A 17,501-nucleotide genomic window follows, 5' to 3' on the forward strand; every position below is an offset into this window, starting at 1 on the left:
GGCAAGAGCAATGCAAATTGTACCGATTTTTATATCAGGTGTAGTTGGTGCAGCCTGCTCTGTTGCATTTTCTTTTGGAGTAGCTTCACTGCCATGTGGATTAGTATCCAAGGGTGCGGATAGTGTTTGCCAAGTGCGTAGTTTCGGTAAAGCAGTTGATAGTTGGAAATTTGGGTTTATTGTTGGTGGTTTAGTAGGATTGATTTTTAGTCCTCGTCATCAATTTGTATCCCGTTTTCAACCCATTCATTTGTCAACTGCTTCTTTAATTACTTTAGGCATTTATTTTTCAATTTCTCAAAGTACTGGTGTTTATTCATTATCGTCAAATAGTTTAAAAGGAAGAGTTAGTACAAGAGATTACCCACCACATCCTTATTCACCACGTTTGAGTGCTTTTTTAGCAACAATTCGTTGGGCAGAAACAGGAACCAGTGAGTCAGAAAGTTATCGCAAGTTAGTATTTAACGGAACTTTTAATGATTTTTCTACGCACCCGTTAAAGAAACAGTGTGCTCCGATTAATGGTAAAAATGTTTGTTCGACTGCGGCTGGTGCTTATCAAATGTTGGATATAAGTTGGTATGACCTTCAACCAAAGTTAAACTTAAAAGATTTTAGCCCAACTTCTCAGGACAAAATGGCAATTGAATATATTCGTCGTAATAATGCTTTAAGTGACATTGAAGCAGGAAGGTTTGATACTGCTGTATGCAAAGTAGGTAGAATTTGGGCTTCGTTTCCTTGTAATAATTACAATCAAAATGCTAAATCAATTGCTCAATTAAGAAGTTACTATCAGCAACATTTACAAAAGTTTAAAATTTCTAGAAAGTGAAACTTAGTAATGTTACCACCATACAATAACACTAATGGTAATACTGAAGTTCAAAAACAACAGCTTTGGACTGCAATTGTACAGGCCAAACAAGATGGTTTGAGCAATGAAGAGATTGTAGAGAATGTACAGGAAGCTTTACCGGACGCAATGGTTTTTTATGCTGAAACTGTTTTAAAGCAGATTGACTTTAGAGCAAAATTATCACGTCCAGTTGTTGAATTTAATTTAGAATTTTTATTTCAGGTAATATACGAATCAGTAATTGCAGGTACAAACGATGAGGAAATATTATCAATATGTGCAGAACACTGTACTTTAAATCAGTACGAGTTTGTACGTTATGCACTTGAATATATCCATCTCAATCGAATGCCATCACAGTGGGAGCAAAATAACGTGTATCAAAAAATGATTGAGATAGTTAGCATCTCGCCAATAGAATCTTTATTTGAATATATAGAATCCATCAAAAATATTTATCTCAAGCAGATTGGTTATAAAGTAGTTCAGGAGAATCTTTATAATTTATTTTTGAGCAATAAAGGAACTGGTTATTTTACTGATTTAGCAAATAAATCGAGAGATAACTTTATTAAAAACTATTGCTGTCGAACGGCAGTGCTTGTTGCGCGTGCCACAGGTAAACCATTAGATTTAAAAGTGACAGGTAATGGCTCAATTCTTTTAAAAGAACCTAAATATTTGGATAGTGAAATTGCTAATAATAAGATTGCTAGCTCAAATATTTTAACTATGGGACAAGCAGGAAAACTATTAGTTGATACTTTAGAAGATTTTAATATTAATGCTAAGTATGTTGATGCCAAAAATGGCCCTACTTTTAACCGTATTAGGGTAAAACTGGGACGGGGTGTTAGTTATAAAAAAGTAGAAGACATTGGTAATGACTTAGTACAGCAGCTTGGTGAAGAGTTAGGCTTAAAAGTTGCGCCAATGGTGAGTGTAGTACCTGGGGGAGTTGTATTTGACATACCCAGGTTAGACAGACAATTTGCTTATTTTCGTGATTATTTTAGTTTTGAGGGCGAACCTGACATTTATTCGGTGTCCATCCCCGGTGGTGTTGATGTTGATGGCACTTATGTCGAAATTCCCCTTTATAGCGATAACGTGACTCATATCCTGGGTGGTGGGCGGACGCGGGGTGGAAAATCTCAGTTTGAGAAAGCCGCAATCTTATACTTAGTGCGACGATATCCCCCTTCTGTTGTTCGATTGGCACTTTCAGATGTTAAACGTGTGACCTTTTGTAAATTTGATGGGCTTCCCCATCTTGTAGCCCCAGTTGCACGTGATGCAGCGTCTACCGCTAACTTGCTTGATTACTTGGTCGAAGAAATGGAATTGCGCTACCAGGAATTTGAACGCCACAGCAGTATTGAAACGATCGCACAGTACAACTCACGGTTCGCACCTGATTGCATCATGCCACGAGTGATTTGTCTAATTGACGAGTGTTTTGACCTACTTTCCGATGATAACTATTGCGATCGCATTGAGACTGCGCTGATGAAGTTGCTTGCAAAAGCGGGTGGTGCGGGTATTCATGTATTGTTATATACTCAGCGACCTGACAAAAACGTGATAGACCCGTTGATTCGCTCAAACTTTCCAGCCAAGACAGCCTTTGTTACAACCCGTCCTGAAGATAGTTGTATTATCCTGGGGGACGATAAAGATAAGCGTGCTGTTTATTTGCTGGGATACGGTGATTTTTTGTACAAGACGACTGAAGTTTTACGACTCCAAGCTTTATATGTTGCTGACGATGAAGACCCTGAATACTTCCAGCAATTACTCTTGGAAGCAAAAAACCAGAACGATCCTTATACAGCATGGAAATCTGGGTTAGACTTTGATGAATTTGTCGCTAGTTTGTATGGCGAGAGTAATGATAATGGTAAATCTAAAGCCACTACTGCTACTAAAACTAAGCAATCTAAGACTGATTTTGAGGGCAGTTTTAGTTTTAAGGTGCAGCTTGACGAAGAAGCAAGAAACTCAATTATGAATTTGTATCAAAAGGGCTATCAACTTGATGAAATTGTCAGAGCAGTATTCAATTTATCCCGTCAAGATGGTAGGTCATACAAGAAATTTAGAAACGTTGTCGAAGAATTTTTAAATAACTTGAAAGGTGGCGGTGAAAATGATATTTGAACTAACCATGCCTTTACCCCCTTGTATGAACGAAATTATTAACCAGGCACGCTCAAGTTGGCAAGCAAGTGCTGAACTTAAGAAGTACTGGACAAACTTAATTGGTGAATTTGTTAGAGAATGTGAATTTTGTTTGGATAGTACAGTGTGGATTGAGTTCCATTGGTATCTCAAAAATTTTGCACGAGATAGTGATAATGTAGCTGCTGCCGCTAAATTTATCATGGATGGGCTAGTTACAGGGCGAGCAATTCGTAACGATAATTTGACAGTTATCCAATCACCTGTTGTACATTACTATCATCGCAGTAGTGGTGATGATGGTGTACTATTAAGACTTTCACAATCACCTGATTTTTTATTAGATAATTTTATTGTATCTAACAAATTTTCTAGAAAAACTTTAGAAAGATACAATCAAAAAATCACACATTTAATCTCAACCCAATTGTAGTTTCTCTAAAGGATAATAGTAATGTTACGTTATAAAGAATATACTTGGTTGATTGGTAAACTAAATGCAGGCAAGAATGTTAATTTATGGGGTAAACAGGATATTGGTAAGACTTTTACTGTTAAAAACTGTTTACTTAAGGATATTACTTTAAAGTCTGTTTATCTTAATCTTGAATATCCTTTTAGTGTGGCTCATTTATTTGATGTTATTCCTATGAGTTTTGATTTGTACTACCACCAGGATTGGCAAAATATCATAAGCGAATTATCTGATGGATTAAATAGACTACTTGTTATTGATAATTTTGATAGATTGCACTTTGTTAGCGATAGTTTTGGCAACGATTTATTGAGATTACAAAAGTTGGCTCAACTAGAAAATTTTTCTTTACTATTAATATCTCGGCTGCCGCTAAGATGTTTTCATTTTACGGGTTTTGTTAACTGTTTTGAAGAATTGGAATTAAACGAAACTAATACTTGGACTTTTGGAAAGTAGATATGCTATTTCTAAATATTATTATTTGGTGATATTTCAGTTCGGGTAGATTGTTGTTTTAAGCAACAAAGCAAGTTCGACTCTTGCTATCACCATTGGGAATGAAACTACTACTGAGACTGAAAATTAACTATTACGAATCTATTAAATAGTTGTGGAATTGTTAATAGAGTAAGGGGTAGGTTAGTGGTGTAGTTCTCAGCAAATCCCAATTTGTGCCGGGGCGAGAGTAATTAAAAATCTTGTGACCTGCATTTTGGAGGGATGAATTATGTTGAAGAAGTTTGCGTTTAATGGCTTGAGAAACCTTAATGCTGCTTTTGGAATGGTGTCTTTGACTGCTATTGCTTTAGGCACTATAGCAACTTTTTCTGGTTTGGGCTTATTGTACTTAGCTAGGGGCGGATTCCCAATAGTTGAGAAAGAACGCTCTGGACAAATTGCCTATATTGGCACTGGTGCTATTGTATTGGGCTTTACCGGAATTATTCTTGCTTCCTTGGGCGGTGCTTTCTTAAGCATTGTTGAAGAATCGGAGGAAACTAATTCGAGTAGAGAAACTGCAAAAATAGCTGACATAAAACCGCTTGTATTAACAAAAACTGAGAACTCTGAAAAATCTGATTGTCTGCCTTTAATTTACACTTACAAGGTGATGAATTTTGAAAGACATCCTGATTTAAAGTGCTTGGTTATTTGTAGGTTTGAGGAAGAACCATATCGGAAATTCGTACTTTACGAAGAACTACGTTCTCACCAAATTGACGACTTGGCAGTAATCTATGATGAAACCGATCCAGACAGATTAATTGGACAAACATTCTCCTCATATCAGCCTTTACCTTATGAAGCTTTAGAGGAGCATTTAGATATACACCGACGCTATATTAATGCAGTTAATAGCGAAGAATTTAGTTCTTGCTATTTGCAAGTATGTGCTGGGTGTAAGTTACTGCATGGTGCCAATAATATTGTTTGTGGGATTCATCCACATGGATGGTTTGAAAATGGTTGCTGTCCAGATAAACAATGGGATGAACGTAAGGCGTTGTTTCCATTTGAAGATGATGCTGTTGTCGAAAATTTCAATAGAGAAATATCGTCCAATCAAGCGAATATTTACAAATTTTACGGCAATCTTATCTTGTGGGATGAATACGCTAACCGTAAGTTTTCTTTTTCTTATTCTGGTATCTTGCTTAAACATTCTGACAGACTGCTTGAGCTTGGTATGGAAGCAACACTTCTTTCTTACATCCAGTATTTCCGTACTCGAAATGTAGTGGTCTTTGACTATGTAGCATCAGGACGAGTTTTAGAGTTTGCAAAGGAACTCAAGGGCATAGCTCAAATCGAAGTTGATGGAGATGAAATATCTATCTTTTTTGATATATATGCGCCCTGTCATCGCTTTCGCCGTGATGGTGAATCACTGCATCCTTACTCAACTTTCGTTCCTCAAGAACTCAGATATAACTACAACTTGGTTAGCTACGTTAACTACCTTAAGAGTGAAAAATCTGGAATGTTGAGATGAATAAGGAACTTTCTAAAAGCTGCGAGTACAAGCTGGAAAAATCGCATTTTTACAATTCCCGTATTTTGAATTAATAATCTCTAGAATTCAACATCTGCAAATTTTGGAAAACTTAGTTCATCTAATTGCTTAAAAAGGCAATTTATCCTCCTTTCTCCTGCTATTGGTTGGGATACGTGTAAAAGCTTTCACTCAGTACGGGGGTTTCCCCCGCTACTGGGTGGTAAGCCGCTAAACGCCGCCCATCAGTAATTCATGGAGGAATCACACTATGTCTGCTTTTGCAATATCGCCTTTTGTGCAATCTGTTAACGATGTTTTGTTTCCAATCGAGTTGTTTTTGATGGTCTTCCCAATCTTGTATGTGGTATTTGTCCCTGCTCAATCAGTATTACTTCCAGTTACTAATAGTACTGGGGTGATTTCTGAAGAGTTGTCAGTTTTGGAAACTCTTGGTGATTTGACTGGTGTTGGTGCTGTTTCTGTTCGGAAAGAATTTTCTAAACCAGAATCTTCCATTATTGAAACTGCTCCACCAGTTGTTGAAACTGGGGTTGCGGATGAAGCTAGACAGCTTGTGCTGGTAAACGTTAAGGAAGAAAGGAAGAAGCTTTTGGATTTAGGTGCGCGGAAGCTGCGACAGTTCTGCAAAGAACGCCGAATCCAAGGCTATTCTACCGTCTACAACCGTAAAAAACTTGATGGACTCGTTGACTTTCTAATCGCGCAACAAGTGACCTCTGCTCAAGTAGTCGAGTGTGTGGAAATGCTTGCTTAGAATTAAAATTTGGTGAAAAGCCTCGGTAAAAACTGGGATTGCAAAACTACTCCCTTGGGATAGGATAATACTTGCTTGATGACTCTTTCTATTAAGGTTGAGCTTCTAAAATGCGTCCTATACTTCTTGGCGATAGTGTTGGTAAACCTCTCCTAGCGGCTTCTTCTGCTACCTGCATATGGTAGTGGTGCTTGGAACGACTAGGTTTTCGGTTCTTGCTCCATTCGCTGATTTCGACAATTTTGCTTGCCTCTGTACTTTTGCACTTCTTAGGTCTGCCTACGTTGACACCCAATACTTCATTAGCTTTTGCGATCGCTGACTCCTGGGTTTCTGACAAGATGGTACTTGATGTCCATCTTTTCTTCCACTTTGCTATTGAGTTTTCGGTTACACCAATCTCTTGGGCTAAAGCTACATATTTTTTGCCTTCGTTTAGCCCTAGCAGAATTTTCGCTCTTTTGCTAACTTCATCGCTGCTCGTTGCCGCTATGTGTTCTAGTGCTTGTTTTTCAAGAGAATTTAATATCTGAAGATGAGGCATCTAAAAATTTACCCCTCTTTACTGTACAATTTTGCCAAATGGAATGAAGCCTGATATACTCTTTTTGTAGCGTTCATTTTTTCTAAAAACCCACCCAAAGCCCTGTTTGCACCAGGGCTTTGAGGAGAAAACAAGCCCACCTGTTAGTAAAACAAGGCGGAACATTGTTTTGTCAATTTAATTAACTAGAGACATCATATCATGAGTTTAGCCAGTTTTACAAATCTTTCTTTCGGTAGATGTATTTTTCCCAAAAATAACACCAAAAAATATCTCTTCAATGAAATTGGTTTTAAATGGGTTAATAATAATAGTTTTCTACTGCAAAAATTCTCTTCGGGAGATTGTTTGATAATTAATTGTTCATTATTTACAAAAATTAATTATTTTTTAATAATATCACTTTCACTGTAGAAAGTGCCATCAGTCCTGCTGCTTGAGTTTTTCTACTTTTTGCTTAAGCTTTTCAAAATTGAACTTATCTTTATTTAGGCAATTTGTGACCCGGAGTATCAATATGTCTGAGGTGCATAGTCCGGCAATTGTATATATTTCTCCTGCGGAATTGGTAGTTCATCCGAAGCTGATAGAAATATACGGTGAAAATGAGGTTCGTCCCGCTTTGGAAAAAAGTATCTCGGAAAAAGGGATTCTGGAATCTTTAAAGGTATCTGCACGCACTGGTGTAAATGTAGTCTTAGCAGGTAAGTGTCGTTTGCAGATAGCCCGCCAGTTGGGAATTTCTGCTGTGAAAGTAGAATTTGTCGAGTCTAGTTCGCCTGAAGAAGATTTGAAATTAGTGCTTGATTTTAATCTCCACCGCGAAGGCGGAAAGACTCATTACCAAAAATTTCACGAAGGGCAGTACTGGGAGAGCGTACTTCGTCCCCAAGCGAAAGAAAGACAGAGGGAAAGCGCTCGTCGTTTGAATGAATCGAAGTATTCAAATTTGAATACTTCGATAGATGAGAGTAACTCTCAATTAAATAAGGGTAAACCTGTGATTCGGGAGGTATCAGAGAATCTAAAGATAAGTGTTGGCAGTTATCACAAGGGTAAAAAAGTTTTTGAATATATTTCTCAATTACGGGATTTGCAAAAATTTAAGGCAGTTGTTGCACTGGAGGCGGAATTTAACCGGAGTATTGATGCAGCTTACAAGTTTGTTTGCAATCAAGATATCTGTAACCAGGTTATAGACCTGATTGAAGCAGATGAGATAGGTAGTATAAGTGATGGTATCGCTTGGATGCGGAATGGCGATCGCAATCCGTTTCGGCGTTTCCAAGTTGGTCAAGTATATCAATTTAAGGAAAGACTGCGGCCAGAGTTGGAAATCGTGGGGCGTGTTATTGGTATAACTAATGAATTTGTTGTGTTTGGATTGAGGAATTTAGTAAATATGAACCTAGAAATCGTGAATCTACGTCCGCGACAGATTGATGCGGAGTTGCAAGATGAACCATCTGCTGAACAGAGAGCAAGAATTCTTCACTTAATGGAAAAGTTTAGGGATGTTTTTCCAGTTCAGGTATCTTTAGCTGAATTATTAAAACTACCAAATTTAACTGATAAAGAGGAGGTTTTATTGCGGATGTATGAATCTGACGTATTTGAAAAAACTTGGGAGGACTATAAGAGCCAAATGCAAGCAATGGAAATGTCTTTAAATAGAAAAAAGGATAATATTCGTGCTGCATAGGTAGCTGTGAGCAGTTAATCTAGCAGAGAATTTATCCCACAATTTAACGTTACCTAATAGATTAGCATCTCAATACTGATTGCAGTACGAGTTCATATTTTGGGTGCTGAACTTGTATGGATATATTTGACTGTTTTGTGTTTTTAAATTCGTTGGTGGAGTGTAATTTCATCTTCACCCATTGTACTAACCTCTGCCAGTTTTTGGTGACACTTTTAGGTGTTACTAGCTTTGCATTCTTATTCCAAAACTATTTTCTAGATTTAGTAACAACTTCGCTAGAACTGACGTATTTAAATAGCTCTCAAAAAAAAGTTGGGTAGCCGCATTGTTGTTGGTGAAGCGTGTTGGACTAAATCTTAGCCTAAGCCTACGTATGTCTAAGCCTAAACAAGTGTAACCTCTGTTTGCTTTCAACCACGAGACGATTACCAGTCGTCTCCAACAAGCGGATAACCAACCGCTTCTTAATAAAACAAAAATTTCAAATTTAGGCTAACACATTTTGACCAACAGCGAGGCTACCTGATGCACTAAAACCATCAGGACAGTCACTCATGTTCCAAGAAGATTTCGGGGCAGATGTTGATAACAGGCCCCAATTAAGTCTTTCACAGCCTGCAAAAAAGAAAATTAAACCCCACCTACCCGCAGAATCTGTGGGTAAACGCTACGTAGAGCGTTTTTGGCATCCATTTGGGGCGATAGTTGCCCCTTCTTTAGTAGAAGGTGCAAAACCAGCATGGCGCACTATCGATTATTACCTGCAACCTTCCCAACTGTGGAAGCTGCACCAAGATAACTCAAAACTAGTAGGTCTGCGTTTTGACAACACAACCCGTTACGCCACAATCGATTTAGACTTTTTTGGTGACTACCATAACATTGAATCTATAAATCGCATCAAAGCGGCACTAGAGGACATTGGCATAGTCGATATCGTCATTCTCCAGTCCAGCTTTAGTGGTGGTTATCACTTGATTTTAAACTTTGCATCTCCCCTGCCTACCTTTGCCCTAGCTTGCGCTTTAGAAATTACTTTGAGAAATGCAGGCTTTATCTTGCGCCAAGGACACCTAGAAATCTTCCCCAATACTAAACCATATAGTGCTAAACAAATAACCAACTACAAAGCCATCCGTTGTCCTATGCAACCGGGTAGTGGGTCATTTTTACTTGATGATGACCTACAACCAATTAGCGATTCCGTTTCTATCTTCCTCGATTATTGCGATCGCGCAGCCAGTCGGCAAGATTTAACCAAATTAAAACGGGTAGCAAACAAAGCCAAAAAACAAATTGCACAGGAGAGATATCGTAAGCAAGAGTCTGCTGATGCTGCACAGTGGCGTGCCAACTGGGAAGAAATAATTGCGATCGGTTGGACAGGACAAGGACAAACAAACACCCTCCTACAAATCTTTGCAGGCTACGGAATCGTCTTTCTAGACTTAAGAGGCGATAAATTAGTCGAATTTTGCCTCTCCACCGCAATTAACGCCCCTGGCTATAAGCAATATTGCCGACACCAACATGAAATCGAAGCTAGAGTACGGCATTGGGTAGAATGCACAATTCGTAACAAATGGTACAGTGCCTACGTTAGTTATCCGGAACGGCTGTTGGGTACATTCGCCAACACATTTGCAGAAGCAATAGCAGGTGTTAGTAGGATCGATCAACCCAAAGATAACGTAATTCCATTTGACCGTCGCCACCAACAGAACTGGGAACGCAGCCAACAAGCCCAAAGACGCATCCAGATAGTAGTAACAGCAATAGAGTGGGATAGTGGATTACCAGCAGGGGCTACTGAACGGGCAAAAGCTATACGTGCTGAGTATAAACGCCGCTTTAACAAAACTGTCTCTCAAGAGACACTACAAAAGCACTTACATTTGTGGCATCCCACACGCTACATTTTAGACCCTTGGGCAGAAAATAGCTTAAACCCTTATCAATCAAGTGAGAACGGGCAATTTTACGAATTTCAAAGCTCATTTGTAAAACACGATACTCAAAATCCTTGTGGAATAAGTAATTACGTTCATTCTTTTTATATGAAGGTCTTTTGTAAGTGTTTACCTCCTGCTGCTACAGCCCCCCAAGGGCTGGAGTCAGCAGAGGTAGTTGAACAACCCGATGTTTCTCAGTCAGACTCAGATCTAATCCAGCCTGCGGAAAATCTTGAATTTATAAATTCTTTTAATACTGCTGAAATTGATTCAAATAAAAGCAGTATTAAATTAGAGAATTCAGTTCATACAAATATTTTACAATCAAATCAATTCAGTTCTGATCAGGATTTTATATACCTGTGTAGCTCCGGCACGTCGTCAAAAACTGATAATCAAAACTTATCTAACACGGAGGATAACGGGTTGGGTGTAGTTTCGATACCTGCTGCGGTTCCACTAGAACAACCAATCCAAAACGCCAACAACGGCTTACAGGGTGCATCTGTTGGTGACGAGACTGCTGATGTTTCCTACCGCATTGAGGAACTCAAGCGAGTGACAAAACTACGGCTAATGGCTTTAACCCAAGTTAAGGCTAAGGTGCGCCAATACTGCGTAATCACGGGACATATTCTCAGCACTCAAGAACGCGATCGCTTAGAGCAACGTGCCAAAATGCAATTCTACCTCGATTTGGGTAACGAAACTTTAATTGCAGAAGCTAACGAGTGGGCGGCTGCCAATCCTGGATGTTTACCATTTTCCTTGGAGTTGGAGAGCGAAAAATTTTGGGAAAGATGAGGGACATCAGGCGGTAAGATGTTTGGTATTTTAGACTTTAACTGCACAAAAAGAGGTGATTCAGCTTTACAGAAGTTATTATACTTGTGAGTAAAATTTGGTACAAAAATATAGAAGGAGATATGAAAGATATCTTAATGGAAAAACTGTTTAATCAAGCAGTTGAACCAATCTTCCAAGCCAACAATTTAACTAAATATTCAGCACTCAAACAAAGAGAGGATGAATTTAAATCATTGTTTAATATTGAATTAGCAGAATACGTGGACTCGAAAAGAGGATTTAATTTTTCTCTATTTATCCGCGACTTTTTAAGTGAAGATTGCTTGCCGTACAGGGATGCTATTCAGCAAAAATATGGAGAGCGGGCAGCAGATTTGATTGGGGAATTAATTTGTATTTGAAAGCAAAAAAAAGTTGGCTGGTAGTTAGAATTTATGACTATACGGTCAGCATTCCGTGCAACTTTAAAACTATGTATTTGTATCTTCCTGACTTAATTGTTGCTCAAACTCAGATATTGAACCTGTAGTTACTGCTTTTTCTAACAATTGATTCAATAACTCAATATCATATAATTTATTTAATTTTTCTACTAATTCAGTAGAAACATCTTTAAATCGAATTGTTAGGATTTGAGCAATATATTTCTGGGTAGCTTCTGCTATACCTATACGTTCTATGCTTGTCATGTATGTCATTTGCTGTTCAGCCTCAAAACGCTCCAATTCTGCTTTGAAATTTAAGTCTAACTCCGGTGGTAGAGTCATTAATCTGTCTAGCAACCGGAAGATTTGCTGGATTTTATCTCTACTATAGCCTAACTCATACATTCGTTTAATTAAGCTCAACTTCCACTGCAATCGGCCTGCTAAATCTTGAGTTGTCGCTTGTGTCCGCAGGTGCGCCATCACCAGAACGGCAAAAGGACTATCACTTTGTTCTAATTCTGACCAACGAGATTCATAGTCCAGTAGCTTGACAATGGGAAATTGAAGACTAAGGCGACATCCCCAACGACCATAACTATACTCTTGTGGTCGCCAGTTGGCTTGATTATCCCCCAGAATTGCCAAGCTAACAACTTCTTGGTTATAACGGTCAAAGATTCTGTAGTGGTAAGAAAACATCCGTTTAGTGAAGTTGGGATCTACTTGACTTTGAATTTCCAGGTGAATCAGCAACCAAGTTTCCTTTCCATTTTTTAGCCAAACTTTGATTAGCTTATCGACAAATTGTTTACCAATTTCAGATTCTCTTATCAATTGTTGCAATTCTTGATCGAGAAAATCATAGCCTCGTTCCCAATCAATTTCTGCTTTAATATCTGGAAAGAAAAATGAAAGAAACGCTTCAAAATATTGTTCTACACCTTCCTTCCAAGCACCATCATAATCAGCTCGTACTTCACTCATAGATTATTTCCGATCAAAATATCATAATGCCCTTTTTGAAAGTCAAGTTACTTTAAACGACATAAAATTTATGACTAATTTACATATCAACAAATGTTGTTTTAATGTGGAATTTTTTTGCTTGGCTTTTTGAGCGAGAGGTTGCATACTCAAAGTAGTTTATTCAAAATAAATTAGGAAAATTTTATTGAGCAATATAGTTGCTGATTTTTCTATTTTATTAATTTTTGTTTACAAATTTAAAAATTTAGATTGATATTAATCTAATACAACAAAGTTTATTTACTTTGTAAACAATATTATGCCTCGAAAAAATAAAGAACAACCAGCCATGTCAAACAATACTTCTTCCAATAGTAATAGTAAGCCTCAAAAGCGACTGATAATTATAACAGGTGATAAAGGTGGCGTGGGTAAAAGTACCTTTGCACGAGCAATATTTCAACTTTACATTAATAAAAATTTACCCTGTGTTGCTTATGAAGCCGACTTAAGGAATCCTCAGATAGAAAGATATTTTCAAAAAGATTACCGCCCTATAATACGTTATATTGATATCTTTCATAGAGGTGGTGCTGATGATTTATTAATTAATCTAGATGAGAGTGATTGTCCTATCACATTATTAGACTTACCTGCACAATCTGGAGGTTTCTTTGAAAGTTATGTCAAAGAGCTTGCATTTTTTGAAGTTTTAAAAACTGAAATTAATTGTCGAGTGACAATGGTTTCAGTGATTAGTAGAGTTCTTGACTCTATAAATGTTTTAGAAAAACTTCGTGAACTTTGTAAAGACCAAGTAGATTATATTGTTGTCAAAAATCTCTTTCATGGTGAAGAAGAAAAGTTTGAGCGATATAATGACTCTTCCCTACGTCAGAATATGCTTGCAGAAGGTCTGATAGAACTTGTAATGCCAGATTTATTCTACAAATCTTATGACTTTCTTGACCGTCATGCTTTAACCTTTAATGAAGGTCAGACTCATAAAGAAACAAATATTGTAATTAAGTCAAGAATTAAATCTTGGGTTGCTGAGTTTGAAACGCAAATTAAGCCAGCATTTAATTTATTGGGTTTTGATATACAACCAGATGACTGTTACTACCCAGCAGTTGTGGAAAAATCTAAAGAGCTTAGAGAAAACGAAGAAAAAGAAAAAGCTAAAAACCAAGATGCAAATTTATCATCTCAAGATATAGCTGCTTAATTGAATAGTTTGCTTGGTTGATTATGTTTAAAAAGCGTTTTGTAATTACATCGGGTGATGCTCGTGTGGGTAAGTCCACAGCTTCTAGGCTCTTGCTGGAATTGTACTTGAAAAGTAAATGCAATGCGCGTGTTTTCTACCACGGTTATCGTAACAAACTGTCGATGTATAAATCAAAAGGTTTTGAAATAAACCATTTGGGATTGTCTAGGGGCGATTCAGATAGATTATTACTAGACTTAGAAATGTTTCCAAATATTGATGTAGTTTTGACAGATATGCCAGGTCAAAACCATCAAGAGTTAAAGTTTTTTGATAAAGATATTTCACTGATAGGAAATCTTAACCATCTCGGATATCGCGTTACTTTCTTGCACCCGATATCACATCGTAAAGACTGTGTTGAAGATTATCTTGAGGATTTATACAACCATTTTGGTAGTCAAGTTGACTATGTTGTTATCAAAAACTATTACTTTGGCAAGCAATTTCGATACTATGAAGGTAGTAGATTCCAAGCTGATATTAAAAAATTAAATGGCTTAGAGCTAGTTTTGGGGGGATTGCATAACGAATTTTACGATTTGCTTGAGGATACTGGTTTACCCTATGCTCAACTTATTGAAAGTAACTCGCCTCTTAATACTATTCAGCGTTCGATAGTATTTAACTGGATGGAGAATTTTCATAACTCCATTGTGACTAATGAGATAGCTACTAATTATTTAGGATTAGGTAATCACTGTACAGAACTAGCTTCTGTAGGTACAAATCAACAACATCCTTCCAATTTTGATGTAAATGAAGATATTGAATCTGAAGAATGGTAAGTATGAGCTTTACCAAATTGACAGTGAGGTTTTAAATTGACTGTTTAAACAACCTATGACCAATATTGCAAAAGTTGTTGAAAAAGTTATTGCAGAATATTCTGAAGAAAAGAAAGCAGAGGTTACTGATTGGATACTTAAATTAGGCGTTCGACCTGATGATCCCTTGTTTAACCTATATGCGGAACTAGGTACAACCCAATTTGCGTTGCAGCAACTACCAGGTAGGCTTGACTCGCTTGTGGTGGGTTGGACTGACATGGTGGACGATAAGTTAAATAGTGCTTCTAAGGTGGCAATACAACAACAAAAAAGTGCGATCGCCCAAGCCGCTAAGGATTTAATTAAGATGACTAAGCAAGCTGGTGGGGCATTGCCTCTCTTGGGCGTAAGTAATTGGCGATTGGCACAAGTAGCGGGAGTGTTGGGTTTTGTACTGGCTTTGGGATCTGTAATTGGTGTTTTTACATACAAAACTATTGCTGGAAGTGTAACTTTTCAGCAGGCGGCTTCTGGAACTGCTATTTTACAACCCGAAGATAAAAAGCTTCTGGATTGGGCTAAGTCCAATGAAGGTAAGGTAGCACGTAGTATTTATGTTAGAAACGCTGCCATCATTAAAACTTGCCGTCAGCAGAAGAAGTATTCAGGTGGCTGCATAATTGCAGTTGATTAATTTTCTAGGCAACCCAGCCTTTGTATCCCTTATTACTCGTTTTAGCTGTATCCTTTTGACTATTTTGGTTGGTTTTGACTCTTGTGTGGGTTGCTTGAGTAACTTCTTCTTCGATTTTCATGTCTGCAAAGCTGAGGATTCCCAGGCGGATAGCTTCACGGATAGCGTTTAATCTATCTTTGACTCCCAACTTGATAAATGAATTATGTAAATATGACCTGACTGTACCTTCGGAAACATACATGACATTAGCAATTTCATTATTTTTCATGCCACCAGCCGCTAATTTGAGAACTGTAATTTCTTTATTAGAAAAATCACTTAACAAATCTAGTGAATCTCTATCGGCTGTGTCATTTGACCTAAGATTATCAATCAAAATGCGATTAATAGTTGGGTCAATCCATGATTCATTATTGTATGCAGCCATTACTGCTTCAATGAATCTTTCTCCTACTTCTTCTCTGGCATTATTTTTACAGTAGTAGCAGTCTGCGCCATTACTAATTGCTGCGTTAATGGTATCTCGGCTGCTATTTGCAGTCATAACCACTATTTTAATTGACGTGTGTTTGCATTTGATTAAACTTATGACATCAGTGCCATTGATATCAGGTAAATCAATATTTATCACCACGATATCTGGCTTTTGTTGGTCAACAATTTCTATTCCTTCTTTTCCGGTTTTAGCAAGGCCACATACCTGGATTTTACCAGTTTCAGATAATATCGCTGCCGCGCCAACCCTAGATATGTTCTCATTTTCAATGATGACAACATTAATAGGTTTCATATTACATACTGTTTGGTTTAGTATTGTCCCTGATAATAATACTTATACCACTTACTTTTTACTGTTTCTTAATCTTTACAGTTACTATAAATTAATCAGCTTATTTAAAAACTTTATTTTTAATTTTAAAAAATTTACAAAGTGATTGGATGGTTTGTGTAGTTTTCATTAAGCAATCTATTTACTAGGCAATTTTATTGATCAGTTTTAGTTTTAATAGTATTTATCAAACTTAGGGAGTAATAAACGATTTTTTATGAATTTAAATCAACTTTTAGGATGGATAGAAAATATTGTTGTTTGGTCTTTAATAGGAATGCTATGTTTGGTCGGGTTAGGCAGATTACCTGTTAACCCGACAAGTTTGTTTGACTTTACTGCGTCTTTTTACTATTTTTCTGTTGCGGTTGTTATTTGCCCCAAAACTCCCTTGAGTTTTAATAACAAGCTAGTTTTGGGGTTTATAGCTTTTTCTTATGGTGTGTGCTTTGGGTTGATTTAATCTAATCTATCTCTTGAACAGCATCCTGGTTTTTGAATTGTTGTTGGTTCTGTTCGCAGTGTGCTTGTTGCTCATCGAACAGAGCCTTAAACCGTTCAAATTCATTATGGGTAAGGTTATTGATGATAATAGAGTAATTCTCTGAGCTATGATTGCGAGATGCTAGGAGTGCTTCTTGACTTGCTTCTGAATCAGGCGAATTTCTATCAAGGCTAAGAGTTTGTGAATCTTCTTCTGATTTTAGACTTGCAGTATATGTCTCACTTTTATAAAGGATACTTTGTGTCTCTTTATCTGGTTTTCCAAATATATTTAAGCGGTCTAAAATTACAGGGATAACAAATTGTTGAATTTGGAAATTAGCGATAATAGATTGTACTTGATCGTGTTGATCTTCTTCTACTAGGTCGCCATTATTGTCGTCATTTTTATCTGTAAAGTTTTTTAGAACGTCTGGTTCAATTGTATTGTTTTTAGACTGGCTTACTTCGGGTTGTAAAGATGACTCTGGACTAACTGGATTAACAAAATTGATAGGTTTTATTTCTGTGGAGCTTAACTTTACTTCCTCTTGCGCTATTTCACTGATTCTACTCATTTCTGAATTTAACTTTAACACAGCCTCTTGTCGTTCCTCAGCAGTTGGAGGATTTTTTGCATATTCTTCAAATTTCTCATCAGGTATATTAAGCTGTGCGATTAATTCTCTGAGGAGACAAGCTTGCATTGCTGGAGTTAAACCTTCTACTGGAAACTCGATTAATTCTTTCATAATAAA

Annotated in this window: 17 protein-coding genes; 13 read left to right on the forward strand and 4 right to left on the reverse strand. The window is 37.2% G+C overall.

Annotation, left to right across the window (positions count from 1 at the left end):
• The first annotated feature begins 10 nt into the window (after positions 1-10).
• From IQ259_RS02320 to IQ259_RS02345, 6 genes are all read left to right on the forward strand, one after another.
• Entirely contained in the window at positions 11-838 is an 828-nt protein-coding gene (locus tag IQ259_RS02320) for a lysozyme (RefSeq protein WP_193880299.1), read from the forward strand.
• 9 nt (positions 839-847) lie between these two features.
• On the forward strand, positions 848-3,022 hold the full coding sequence (locus IQ259_RS02325) for a DNA translocase FtsK (protein ID WP_193880303.1): 2,175 nt from the start codon (positions 848-850) through the stop codon (positions 3,020-3,022).
• Positions 3,012-3,476 (forward strand): hypothetical protein, encoded by a 465-nt coding sequence (locus tag IQ259_RS02330; RefSeq protein WP_193880306.1) that lies wholly within the window; start codon positions 3,012-3,014, stop codon positions 3,474-3,476. Before IQ259_RS02325 ends, IQ259_RS02330 begins: the two co-directional genes overlap by 11 nt.
• 21 nt (positions 3,477-3,497) lie before the next feature.
• Positions 3,498-3,977: an ATP-binding protein gene (locus IQ259_RS02335; protein WP_193880309.1), complete on the forward strand. Its 480-nt coding sequence runs from the start codon at positions 3,498-3,500 to the stop codon at positions 3,975-3,977.
• A gap of 271 nt (positions 3,978-4,248) precedes the next feature.
• Positions 4,249-5,514, forward strand: a complete 1,266-nt coding sequence (locus IQ259_RS02340) for a hypothetical protein (RefSeq protein WP_193880312.1) — start codon at positions 4,249-4,251, stop codon at positions 5,512-5,514.
• Positions 5,515-5,785: 271 nt separating this feature from the next.
• Positions 5,786-6,292 carry a hypothetical protein gene (locus IQ259_RS02345; protein ID WP_193880314.1) on the forward strand — a complete coding sequence of 169 codons (507 nt, stop codon included), beginning with the start codon at positions 5,786-5,788 and terminating at the stop codon, positions 6,290-6,292.
• 91 nt (positions 6,293-6,383) lie between these two features.
• On the opposite strand, the gene IQ259_RS02350 is transcribed toward IQ259_RS02345, so the two are convergent.
• Complete coding sequence (locus IQ259_RS02350) at positions 6,384-6,836, reverse strand: helix-turn-helix domain-containing protein (protein ID WP_045873776.1); 453 nt, start codon at positions 6,834-6,836, stop codon at positions 6,384-6,386.
• 517 nt (positions 6,837-7,353) lie between these two features.
• Here IQ259_RS02350 and IQ259_RS02355 point away from each other — a divergent pair.
• The 3 genes from IQ259_RS02355 to IQ259_RS02365 all read left to right on the forward strand — a co-directional run bounded on the left by IQ259_RS02355 (position 7,354) and on the right by IQ259_RS02365 (position 11,701).
• On the forward strand, positions 7,354-8,538 hold the full coding sequence (locus IQ259_RS02355; protein WP_193880316.1) for a hypothetical protein: 1,185 nt from the start codon (positions 7,354-7,356) through the stop codon (positions 8,536-8,538).
• Between the two features lie 557 nt (positions 8,539-9,095).
• Positions 9,096-11,297, forward strand: coding sequence for a hypothetical protein (locus tag IQ259_RS02360; protein ID WP_193880318.1), 2,202 nt, complete (start codon positions 9,096-9,098; stop codon positions 11,295-11,297).
• Positions 11,298-11,383: 86 nt separating this feature from the next.
• Complete coding sequence (locus tag IQ259_RS02365) at positions 11,384-11,701, forward strand: hypothetical protein (protein ID WP_339383912.1); 318 nt, start codon at positions 11,384-11,386, stop codon at positions 11,699-11,701.
• Between the two features lie 69 nt (positions 11,702-11,770).
• Here IQ259_RS02365 and IQ259_RS02370 read toward each other — a convergent pair whose 3' ends face one another.
• Positions 11,771-12,712, reverse strand: coding sequence for an Rpn family recombination-promoting nuclease/putative transposase (locus IQ259_RS02370; protein ID WP_193880320.1), 942 nt, complete (start codon positions 12,710-12,712; stop codon positions 11,771-11,773).
• Between the two features lie 301 nt (positions 12,713-13,013).
• Here IQ259_RS02370 and IQ259_RS02375 point away from each other — a divergent pair, with 301 nt between their 5' ends.
• The 3 genes from IQ259_RS02375 to IQ259_RS02385 are packed head-to-tail and all read left to right on the forward strand — an operon-like array spanning position 13,014 to position 15,428.
• Complete coding sequence (locus IQ259_RS02375; protein WP_193880322.1) at positions 13,014-13,922, forward strand: chromosome partitioning protein ParA; 909 nt, start codon at positions 13,014-13,016, stop codon at positions 13,920-13,922.
• Positions 13,923-13,945: 23 nt separating this feature from the next.
• Positions 13,946-14,752, forward strand: a complete 807-nt coding sequence (locus IQ259_RS02380) for a hypothetical protein (protein WP_193880324.1) — start codon at positions 13,946-13,948, stop codon at positions 14,750-14,752.
• Between the two features lie 55 nt (positions 14,753-14,807).
• On the forward strand, positions 14,808-15,428 hold the full coding sequence (locus IQ259_RS02385) for a DUF6753 family protein (RefSeq protein WP_193880326.1): 621 nt from the start codon (positions 14,808-14,810) through the stop codon (positions 15,426-15,428).
• 4 nt (positions 15,429-15,432) lie between these two features.
• Here the strand turns inward: IQ259_RS02385 and IQ259_RS02390 are convergent, their stop codons facing one another.
• Entirely contained in the window at positions 15,433-16,221 is a 789-nt protein-coding gene (locus IQ259_RS02390) for a response regulator transcription factor (RefSeq protein WP_193880329.1), read from the reverse strand.
• Positions 16,222-16,477: 256 nt separating this feature from the next.
• Here IQ259_RS02390 and IQ259_RS02395 point away from each other — a divergent pair, with 256 nt between their 5' ends.
• The gene (locus IQ259_RS02395; protein WP_096560826.1) at positions 16,478-16,723 is read left to right on the forward strand and encodes a hypothetical protein; all 246 of its coding nucleotides are present in this window, start codon (positions 16,478-16,480) and stop codon (positions 16,721-16,723) included.
• A gap of 1 nt (position 16,724) precedes the next feature.
• Here IQ259_RS02395 and IQ259_RS02400 read toward each other — a convergent pair whose 3' ends face one another.
• On the reverse strand, positions 16,725-17,495 hold the full coding sequence (locus IQ259_RS02400; protein WP_096560825.1) for a hypothetical protein: 771 nt from the start codon (positions 17,493-17,495) through the stop codon (positions 16,725-16,727).
• Positions 17,496-17,501 lie beyond the last annotated feature (6 nt).

Origin of the sequence: Fortiea sp. LEGE XX443 (assembly GCF_015206815.1) — a bacterium.
Lineage (GTDB): Bacteria > Cyanobacteriota > Cyanobacteriia > Cyanobacteriales > Nostocaceae > Nostoc_B.